The organism is Microcoleus sp. Z1_B2 (assembly GCF_036700325.1).
Lineage (GTDB): Bacteria > Cyanobacteriota > Cyanobacteriia > Cyanobacteriales > Microcoleaceae > Microcoleus.
The window spans coordinates 202,093-206,227 of the sequence record NZ_JAUBOQ010000001.1; the positions used below are offsets into that span (position 1 = coordinate 202,093).

Annotated in this window: 4 protein-coding genes; all 4 read right to left on the reverse strand. The window is 47.7% G+C overall.

The window, feature by feature from the left end; genetic code table 11:
* Positions 1 to 417: 417 nt before the first annotated feature.
* A complete protein-coding gene (moeB, locus tag QT984_RS00735) occupies positions 418 to 1,590 on the reverse strand; it encodes a molybdopterin-synthase adenylyltransferase MoeB (RefSeq protein WP_333372792.1) in 1,173 nt (390 codons plus the stop codon).
* A 79-nt stretch (positions 1,591 to 1,669) separates the two neighbouring features.
* Positions 1,670 to 2,149, reverse strand: a complete 480-nt coding sequence (locus QT984_RS00740) for a M67 family metallopeptidase (RefSeq protein ID WP_333372795.1) — start codon at positions 2,147 to 2,149, stop codon at positions 1,670 to 1,672.
* A 258-nt stretch (positions 2,150 to 2,407) separates the two neighbouring features.
* A complete protein-coding gene (locus QT984_RS00745) occupies positions 2,408 to 2,635 on the reverse strand; it encodes a ferredoxin family protein (protein WP_333054336.1) in 228 nt (75 codons plus the stop codon).
* 130 nt (positions 2,636 to 2,765) lie between these two features.
* Positions 2,766 to 4,001 (reverse strand): ATP phosphoribosyltransferase regulatory subunit, encoded by a 1,236-nt coding sequence (locus QT984_RS00750; protein WP_333054338.1) that lies wholly within the window; start codon positions 3,999 to 4,001, stop codon positions 2,766 to 2,768.
* Positions 4,002 to 4,135: the final 134 nt, after the last annotated feature.

The window sequence follows — 4,135 nt, forward strand, 5'->3', positions numbered from 1 at the left end:
CAACGAAAAATACCAACCTACATTTTCCGATGCGATGAAAATTCCAGGTTGATGTGGGTTATCGGTGGTGGGGGGCGGGTTTATCTAGATTGTTAGTATTTGTTAGATATTGTTGGTGGAACCCGCCCCTACAAAATCTGGGTAAAAGTATTGTACAAAAAACTCGGGTTTTTCCCCACAAAAAATGTACAATATCCCAAACATGGGTAGTGCATCGAAAGGGCGATCGCATTTTATCAAGCAGCTAGTGAAGTTTACACCCGCCCTGCTTTCCCGCAACAATGGGCGATGACTCAAAATAATTTGGCAAATGCTTACCAAGATAGAATCAAAGGAGAACAGGGTGAGAATACAGTTGCCGCCGCCATAATCCCGGTTCCGGGCGGGTGATTTGCCCGCCCCAGAAAAAGATTAGCCTTAATATTGAGGTACAGACGGGTCTACTTCTTGACTCCAAGCAGTAATTCCGCCCTTAACATTAATCCCCTCAATTCCAGCTTCCTTCAAAATGCCCAAAGCCTTCGCAGAACGCCCGCCCATTTTGCAGTGTGCAATCAAGCGATGCCCGTTCAACAATTCCTTGACCTTAGCAACACCTGCGCCCTGTTCGATATCCGGCAAAGGAACCAAAACCGACCCAGGAATTTGACAAATTTGATACTCATTGGGATTGCGAACATCCAACAATACAAAATCCTTGGCACCGCTGTCGATTAACTCCTTAAGTTCCGTCACAGTCATCTCAGGAATTTGCGTTTGCTGACTTGCTTCCTGCGCTTTAGCTTGAGGAATGCCGCAGAATTGTTCGTAATCAATTAACTTTTCAATTACCGGGCGCACTGGATTAGGCCGCAGTTTCAATTGGCGGAACGTCATATCTAAGGCATTGTAAAGCAACAGTCGGCCGCTCAAAGTAGTGCCTTGACCCAAGATAATCTTGATAGCTTCCGTTGCTTGGATAGACCCGACAACTCCGCACAAAACGCCTAAAACACCGCCTTCGGCACAAGAAGGAACCATCCCAGGAGGCGGGGGTTCCGGGTACAAATCGCGATAATTCGGGCCGCCTTCGTAGTTGAAAACTGTTGCTTGCCCTTCAAATCGGAAGATGGAACCGTAGACGTTGGGCTTGTTTAAAAGCACGCAAACGTCGTTCATCAAATAGCGAGTCGGGAAATTGTCCGTGCCGTCAATAATGATATCGTAAGGAGTGGCAATGTCGATCGCATTTTCCGAACTAACGCGAGTCTCGTACAAATCTACTTGGCAAAAAGGATTAATTTCTAAAATCCGATTTTTAGCCGACTCAATCTTCGGTTTCCCAACCCAAGAAGTGCCATGAATTACTTGCCGCTGCAAATTAGAATGGTCTACAACATCAAAGTCTACAATCCCAATGCGGCCAACACCGGCGGCTGCTAAATACAGCAGCAGTGGCGAACCGAGGCCTCCCGTACCGATGCAGAGCACGCTGGCAGCTTTGAGACGCTTCTGCCCTTCCAATCCAACTTCTGGCAGGATCAGGTGGCGAGAGTAGCGTTCGTATTCTTGTTTGTTGAGCTGGATCTCCTCCAGATTAGGATTTAGCATGATATTGTGTGTAGCGCAGATTTTGAATTACATCCTATCTGAATCTTTCGCATTTTTACCTGTTTGTTATTTTTACTAATTATTTCTTAATCTCAGTCGGTTCCTGTGCGAGAATTTCCTCTGCTTGAAAGTTCCCCTCTCCGTCAAGACTCCAACTGCGGATGTCTTCCGAACAGCCTTGTCGGACGGACACAATGATATAAGAGTATTGGGCCCAGGCCAATGTCCGATCGCACTCTGAGGGCACTGCGGGACAATCCGTGTGAGAATGATATATACCGATAATATCCAGACTGCGATCGCGCCCGTGTTTCATCGCCCGCAACATATCTTCGGGCCCTATAGCATATCTGCGCCGTTCTGTCAAGCCTTTTTCTTCAGGCCAATTCTCCTGGGCCTGTGCACTCCAAGCATTCTCAGTCGGCCAAACTTCTACCAAAGTTTTAACATCGCCAGTAACTCGACCGAGCAACAAACCGCAGCATTCTTCAGGATAAGCGCTTTCGGCGTGGGTACGCATGGATAAAATATGAGAGTCGGAAAGTGCGATCGGCTGCATGGGATTTTATTGTAAAGTGCGATCGGGCTTTTTTTTAAACGAACCGCGAAGACGCGAAGGACACGAAGGAAGAGAAGAGAAGGGAAAAGAAAGAACTCACAAAAGTAACATAATTAATTACCTCACTTAGATATCTAAACGTTAGATTTTTCAGTTCTTTCTCACTCTTCTTCTCTGTGTCCTCTGCGCCCTCTGTGGTTCAAAAAAAAATGTAGGGTGAGCCGCAGCGCACCTTACGGATGAAGTTAATTAATGCAATCAAGTCGGAGTTTGCTGCAACTCGGGCCGCTCATCTGGAACGATCGCACCTTCGACAGGACACACCTGCAAACAAATACCGCAGTCAATACAGGTATCAAAATCAATCCAAAACCAATCAGTACCCTTGACATTTTTGCCAGGGCCGGGGTGAATGCAAGCAACCGGACAAGCGCCGACACAATCAGCAATTCCCTCGCAAATATTCGTAACAATAGTGTGTGCCATAGTGTTCTCTCAAAAGATTTTAGTTAGATAGGGGATTAGCAATTAGTAATTGGCAAAACCTGATCTCAATCAGCAGGATACATAATATCATATCAGGTGATTTTTAACCAATTACCAATTACCAATTAGCCTAATTTACCGTTTCAATTGTTGGCAATCCTTCGGCATTTACCCAAGCAATTTGAGCAATTCGTCGATCGCGCGCGAATTCCCGCGCCGCCTCCTCTGTCTCCCGACTCTCCAAATCTATTTCCACCCGAACTAGGTGACTAGAGTCTCGGAGTTTGCGAGCGTAAGCAAAGGCCGCCGCCCCAGCTTCAGGAGTTAGAGGCACAACCAACCAGTCGCTAGCGGGCGTCTGGGTGGGCAATTGCCCCTCTGTCAGCAAAACTTGGTGCAAATCTTCAATATTCAGACAAAACCCGATGCCGGGGGAATTTTGCCCTTGGGGATCGAACAGTCCCAACAGTTGGTCGTAGCGTCCCCCTTGTCCTAAAACTCGCTGTCCTGTCTTGCTGCTGCTGACAACTTCAAACACAATTCCAGTGTAGTAGTCAAATGTTTGAATTAAACTCAAATCGAGGTGAATGTGGGATTTGAGATTGGGAATTTTTGATTGACATTGGTGCAGCAATTCGATCGCCGATTTGAGATTATTTAACGCGGCTTGCTGGGGCAAATCTAAATCCAGCTTAGCAACAATTGGCAACACCTCTTCTGGGCGGCCGCGCAAGTCAAATAACAGCAGAGCTCTTTCTCGCAATTCCGTTGACAGCGGCAAAGTTTCCAAGGCAATTCGATCGAGATTGGCGATCGCCCCCCGAACTTTCTGGCGCACGTTTGGCGGAAACGGTTCCAGCAATGTCGCAGTCAAGCCCGCTTCTCCCAAAACCAAATGCCAGTCATCAATTTCCAAGCTCTGCAAGCACTCAGACAGCAGCAGCAGCACTTCCGCATCCGCAACCGCCCCCCCCGCGCCGAGGAGTTCTACCCCAGCTTGATAGAACTCCTGTTGCCCGCCTGAGCCAGTATCTGGGCCTTTGCGGAACACGTTAGCGTTGTAGTAGAGGCGCTGAGGCTGCCAGCGAGTCCCGGCCATCCGCATTGCAGCCGCGCGGGCGATGGATGCTGTCAATTCCGGCCGCAAACCAAGTTCTCCATCCTCGGCGTCTTGCAGTTGAATTAAGGTCGATCGGTCGATCGCGCCCCCAGCCATCAATGTCTCCAGCCTTTCTAGAGTAGAGGTAATAATCCGGTGATAGCCCCAGCGGTGAAAAACCTGCTGTAAGCGCCGTTCGATCGAAATTTTTTGAGCAACGTCAAGGGGCAATAAATCTCTTGCACCCGATGGGGGTTGGTGAACCATATCAATTTTAGATTTTAGACTTTAGATTTTAGATGGGGCTTAGAAGCTTAGCTTTATGGACGGTGTTAAAGTCGAACCAGGCAAGCTTAACATTCGACTTTAACAAATTAAGGTGTCATCGGAATTTTAGATTT